The sequence below is a fragment of the Phytomonospora sp. NPDC050363 genome (assembly GCF_040655735.1).
Lineage (GTDB): Bacteria > Actinomycetota > Actinomycetes > Mycobacteriales > Micromonosporaceae > Phytomonospora.
The window spans coordinates 284,921-291,002 of sequence record NZ_JBFAKK010000011.1; the positions used below are offsets into that span (position 1 = coordinate 284,921).

Genomic DNA, 6,082 nt, shown 5'->3' on the forward strand with positions numbered 1-6,082 from the left:
CGGCCCCGACTACCCCGCCGGACCGTCCTCGCCCTCGAACAGGTCCGCCGCCTCGCCGTCCCGCGCGCCGCGCGCGAACTCCTCGGCGAAACCGTCCGCTCCCAAAGCCGCCTTGACCCGCGCCTCGATCCGGTCGACGTCCCCCCGCTCACCCGCGGGCAGGGGAGCCCCGACCGAGCCGCGCGCCGCGTGCGCGGCGCCCAGCAGGCGTGCTGCCCGCACCTGCTCTCCCGCCAGGGCATGCGCGCCGGCGAGCCCTTCCCACGCCAGCGCCACCGCGCGGGGATCACGGGTGTTGCGGGCGGCGGCCAGGCCCTCGGCGTGCAGTTCGAGCGCGGCCGCGGCGTCCCCGCGCAGTTCGGCGGTGAAGCCGAGTTCGGCGAGGATCAGCGCCGCGCCGGTGTCGGGTCCCAGCCGTCGGTTCCAGGCGAGCCACGGCCGCAGGTACTCCTCGGCGGCGTCGAGGTCGCCGCGCCTGCGGGCGCCCAGCCCGAGGCCGATGGCCGCGTTCTCCTCGCCGGGAAGATCGGCTCGGTCGGCGGCCAGGCGCAGCGCACGCCCGTGCAGCTCGTCGGCCGCGGTCAGGTCGCCTTCCAGCAGCGCGATGCGCCCCAGCTGTGACAACCCGGCGCTGACCTGCCCGGCCAGGCCCAGCTCCTCGGCGAGCCGCAGCCCCTCCGACAGATGCCGTCGCGCCCCGGCGTAGTCGCCGGCGATCTCGGCCAGCCGCGCCAGCACCGCCAGCGCCTGCTCACGCCCCCAGCGGTCGCCGAGTTCGGCGAAGATCCCCAGCGCGCGGCGGGCGTCGGCGGCCGAACCGTCGAGGTCGCCGCGCTCATAGGCCGGAACGCTGCGCGCGGTCAGGACCGCCGCGACCGTCCAGCGATCCCCGAGCGCCTCGGCCTGCGTCAGCGCGTCGGCGAGGAGCCGCTCGGCGACGGTTGCGTCCCCGAACAGCGAGGCGGCCAGCCCCAGGAACCACCCGGCCGAGGCGCGCCCGGCGGGGTCGGTCACGGCGTCGCGCAGCTCCAGCGGCCCCGGCCCCTCGGCGAGATGCCCCGACAGCAGCCGCACCCCGCTCAGCCAGGCCCGCGCCGAAGGCTCCGTTCCCGACGCCGCCGACAAGGCCAGCGCGAGGAAGCGCTCCGCCTCGCCGAGCCGCCCCCGCAGAATCCAGTACCAGGTCGTGCGGAAGGCCAGATCGAGCGCGGTATCCTCATCGCCCTCGGCGACCGCCGCCTCCAGCGCGCCGCGCAGGTTCGCCGCCTCCGCGTCGAGCCGCGTCAGCCACGTCCGCTGATCCTCCCCGCACAGATGCGCCTCGGCCTCGCGGGCCGCGTCGGCGTGATACCGCGCGTAGGCCAGCCGCGCGTCCCGCTCGTCCCCGTCGAGCCGCAGCCGCTCGGCGCAGTACACCGCGACCGATTCGAGCAGCCGGTACCGCGTCCCGTCGGCCCGGTGCACGACCGACACCAGCGACCGCGACACCAGCCTCCCCAGCAGATCCAGCACCTCACCCGGCTTCACGTTCTCCGTCGCGCACACCGCCTCGGCCGCCGCCAGCGTGCACCCGTCGACGTGCACGGCCAGCCGCCGCAGAACCGTCCGCTCCGCCGCCGTCAGCAGCTCCCAGCTCCAGTCGATCACCGCACGCAGCGTCCGCTGCCGCTCCGGCGCGTCCCGAAGTCCACCGGTCACCACCCCGAAACGGTCGTCGAGACGCTCCGCCAGCGCCGCGACCCCCAGCACCCGCACCCTTGTCGCCGCCAGCTCCAACGCCAGCGGAATCCCGTCCAGCCGACGGCAGATCGTCGCCACGATCGCGGCGTCCTGCGCCCCGAGCCGAAAACCCGGCGAGGCCGCGCTCGCCCGCGTGAGGAAGAGGTCGGCCGCCGCCCCCGCCGGGTCGAGCGGAGGGACCGTCCACAACAGTTCACCGGCGATGTCGAGCGACTCGCGACTGGTGGCCAGCACCGTCAGGCCGGGAGCCGCGCGGAGCAGCGCGCCGGTCAGCCCGGCGGCGGCGTCGACGACGTGCTCGCAGTTGTCGAGGACCAGCAGCAGCCGCTTCGGCCCCAGCGCCGCGCTGAGCCGCGCGACGGGCTCACCGTCGTCGCGGACCCCGAGGATCGCCGCGACCAGGCCCGCCAGCGCGGCGGCGTCGGCGCCACGGCCGATCGTGCCCAGCTCGGCGAGCCAGACGCCGTCGGCGAAGGCCCCCGAGGCGCGCCCGGCGGCCTCGATCGCCAGCCGCGTCTTACCGACGCCCCCGGGACCCGTGAGGGTCACCAGCCGCTGCGCCTTCAGCAGCTCGGCGACCTCCTCGGCGGCGGTGTCGCGGCCGATCAGGCTGGTCACCGGCGTCGGAAGGTTCGTGCGCGAGCGCGCGGGCGAAGACAGCGCGGGGGACTGGCCGAGGATCTCGCGATGCAGCGCGGACAGCTCCGGCGAGGGGTCGACGCCAAGCTCCTCGGCCAGATGCCGGCGCAGCTCCCCGAACCCGTCGAGCGCCTCGCTCTGCCGGCCCGCGCGGTAGAGGGCCCGCATGTGCGCCGCCCGCAACCGCTCCCGGCGCGGATGCGCGGCGGTCAGCTCGCCCAGTTCGGCCGCGACCACGTCGTGCTCACCGAGCTCCAGACGCGCCTCGGCCGACTCCTCCAGCGCCGCCAGCCGCAGCTCCTCCAGCCGCGCGATCGCCGCCCGCGCGAAAGGCTCGTCGGCGAAGTCGGCGAAAGGCGCACCCCGCCACAGCCCCAGCGCCTCGCGGAGCAGCCCCGCCCGGCTCCGCGCGTCGGCGGACTCCCGAGCGCCGGCGAGCAGCCGCGTGAAGCGGACCGCGTCGACCGACTCGACATCCCCGCCGAACACGTAACCCGGCGGCCGGTGAACGACCAGCGCCTTCCCTTCGGCCCCCAGCGCCCTGCGCAACCGCGACACCCGGATCTGCACCGCCCCGACCGGGTCCGCCGGCGGACTCCCCGCCCACAGATCCTCCGCGAGGCGATCGGTGGACACCACGCGGCCGGGGTCGACCAGCAGCGAGGCCAGCAGCGCCCGCACCTTGACCTCGGGGACCGCGAGCATCTCGCCGCTCGCCGACCACACCGTCAGAGGACCGAGGACACCGAAGCGCACGCACGCAACCGTAACCGCAAGGCGACCTACAGCCGACCGCAAGCGCCACGCCGCACCGTTGCCCCCGTCAACCCGACACAGGACGAACGGAGCGGGACATGGGCAGGTTCGACGGCAAGAAGGCGGTCGTCACCGGCGGCACGCACGGGATGGGGCTCGGGATCGCCGAGGCCCTCCTCGCCGAGGGCGCCGAGGTGATCCTCACCGGCCGCAACGAGAAGAAGATCGAGGAGGCCCGAACCGCACTGGCCGGGCGCGCCGCCCACGTCGTCCGCAGCGACGCCGCCAGCATGGCCGACATCGACGCCCTCGGCACCCTCGCGGCCGAACGCCTCGGCACCGTCGACGCGCTGTTCGTCAACCACGGTGTCGCCGAGATCCAGACCCTCGCCGACGTGACCGAGGAGGCCTGGGACCGCCACTTCGACGTCAACGCCAAGGGCGCCTTCTTCACCGTCCAGCGCCTCGCGCCGCTGCTCGCCGACGGTGGCGCGGTCGTGTTCACCACGGTCGCCAACGACCTGATCTTCCCCGGCCTGAGCGCCTACTCGGGCTCCAAGGAGGCCGCGCAGGCGGTCGCCAAGGTCCTCGCCGCGGAGTTCCTGCCCCGCCGGATCCGGGTGAACTCCGTGGCGCCCGGCTTCATCAAGACGCCGACGATGGGCGTCGCCGGACTCAGCGACGAGCGGCGCGCCGAGTTCGAGGAGCAGGGCGACCGGCAGACGCCGCTCCAGCGGCACGGCACCATCGCCGAGGTCGCCGCCGCGGCGCTGTTCCTCGCCTTCGACGCGACCTTCACGACCGCCGTCGAACTGCCCGTCGACGGCGGCTTCGCGCAGGGGATCACCCCGCCCGCGTAGCGAGAACCGGCGGGGCTCCGCGCGGTCACACGGGAGTCCCGCCCCCCATCCCACACCTCGAAAGGCCTTGTTATGCACGCCACCACACCCTCCACGGCACCCGCCGTCGCAGGCCCCCGCCAGTGGCTGGGCCTCGCGATGCTCGCGCTGCCCAGCATCCTGCTGTCGCTCGACGTGACGCTGCTCCACCTCGCGGTCCCGAACCTCGCGGCGGCACTGAGACCCGACGGCAACGAGATGCTGTGGATCATCGACATCTACGCCTTCATGATCGCCGGGCTCCTGGTCACCATGGGCAGCCTCGGCGACCGCGTCGGCCGCAGGAGACTCCTGCTGATCGGCGCGACCCTCTTCGGCGCCGCCTCGGTCGCCGCCGCCTACGCGAGCAGTGCCGGGATGCTCATCGGCGCCCGCGCGCTCCTCGGCCTGGCCGGCGCCACGCTCATGCCGTCGACGCTGGCGCTCATCGGCAACATGTTCCGCGACCCCAGGCAGCGCGGCGTCGCCTTCGGCGTGTGGGCGGCGAGTTTCTCCGTCGGCATCGCGCTCGGGCCGGTCGTCGGCGGGCTGATGCTGGAGTACTTCTGGTGGGGGTCGGTGTTCCTGCTGGCCGTGCCAGTCATGGTGCTGCTGCTGGCCACCGGGCCCTTCCTGCTGCCGGAGTTCAAGGACACCTCGGCCGGCCGCATCGACCTGCCGAGCGTCGTGCTGTCACTCCTGGCGATCCTGCCGATCGTCTACGGCGTCAAGCACCTCGCCAAGGACGGCCTCGACGGTGTCTCGGCGACCACCGTGCTCGTCGGCCTCGTGTTCGGGTACCTGTTCATCCGGCGGCAGCTGCGCTCGGCGAACCCCCTGTTCGACCTCGCGCTGTTCCGCGACCGTTCGTTCAGCATCGCCCTCGGCGTGATGCTAGCGGGTGCCGTCGCCATCGGCGGTGCCTACATCTTCATCACCCAGTACCTCCAGATGGTCGCCGACCACTCGCCCTTCGAGGCGGGCCTGCGACTCCTGCCCGCCGCCATCCTGCTGATCATCTCCTCGACGCTCGCGCCGATGCTCGCCGCCAAACTCGGCCCGGGTCTCGTCGTCGGCGCCTCGATGGTCCTGACGGCAGTCGGCTACGTCGTGCTGACGTTCGTCGACGCCGGTGGTGCACTGACCGTGGTGGTCGGCTTCGCGGTCGTCTACACCGGCATCGGCCCCATGATGGCGCTGAGCATCGACCTGGTCGTCGGCGCGGCGCCGCCGGAGAAGGCCGGCGCGGCCTCGGCCCTGCAGGAGACCATGTCGGAGTTCGGGCTGGCCCTGGGCATCGCCGTGGTCGGCAGCGTCGGCATGGCCCTGTACCGCAGCGAGCTCGCCGACGGCTTGCCGTCGGGTGTCCCCGCAGACGCCGCCGCTGGGAGCCGCGACTCGCTCAGCGGTGCCCTCGAAGCCGCGGGGGCGCTGCCCGCCGAGGTGGGGGAGGAGTTGCTGGCGGTGGCGCGGGATGCGTTCAGTTCGGGGCTGAACCTGGCGGCGGGGATCGGGGCTGTGCTGTCGGCGGCCGTGGGGATTCTCGCGGCGACGGTCCTGCGGAAGGTGAGGCCGGGCGCCGCCGAGGGTGGGGTTGACGGCGGGGACGGCGGCGGGGGCGGGGATGGCGACGGCGGGGATGGCGACGGCGCGGGGGAGCGAGGTGGGGCCGGCGGCGGGGAAGCAGGAGCTCGGTCCCGGACCTCCGCCATCGTCGGGGACCGGGCGTAGTTTCGGCTGCCGCGGGCCGCCGCGGCCGGCGTCGGGGAGGAGCTTCGCTCACCCGGCGTCGGCCGTGGCATGCCCAGCCCCCGGGCGGGGCCGGCGGGTTCGCGCCGGGTACCGCCGGTTCAGGCGTGACCCCGGGCCGGGGCCGGCGGCTTCGCGCCGGGCACCCGCCAGTTCAGGCGTCACCCCGGGCGGGGCCGGCGGCTTCGCGCCGGGTACCGGGCAGTGCAGGCGTCACCCCGGGCCGGGGCCGGTGGCTTCGCGCCGGGTACCCGGCAGACCACGCGGGGGACCCGTCAGTTCAGGCGTCACCTTAGTTCGGGGACCCGGCACCGGAGGAG

The 6,082-nt window shown here is 74.7% G+C and carries 3 protein-coding genes; 2 read left to right on the forward strand and 1 reads right to left on the reverse strand.

What is annotated here, in order from left to right:
* Positions 1–9: 9 nt before the first annotated feature.
* The gene (locus tag AB0I28_RS28110) at positions 10–3,135 is read right to left on the reverse strand and encodes a BTAD domain-containing putative transcriptional regulator (protein WP_357498255.1); all 3,126 of its coding nucleotides are present in this window, start codon (positions 3,133–3,135) and stop codon (positions 10–12) included.
* 98 nt (positions 3,136–3,233) lie between these two features.
* On the opposite strand from AB0I28_RS28110, the gene AB0I28_RS28115 reads away from it, so the two are divergent.
* A complete protein-coding gene (locus AB0I28_RS28115; RefSeq protein ID WP_357498256.1) occupies positions 3,234–3,995 on the forward strand; it encodes an SDR family oxidoreductase in 762 nt (253 codons plus the stop codon).
* A 72-nt stretch (positions 3,996–4,067) separates the two neighbouring features.
* Positions 4,068–5,744: an MFS transporter gene (locus AB0I28_RS28120; protein ID WP_357498258.1), complete on the forward strand. Its 1,677-nt coding sequence runs from the start codon at positions 4,068–4,070 to the stop codon at positions 5,742–5,744.
* Positions 5,745–6,082 lie beyond the last annotated feature (338 nt).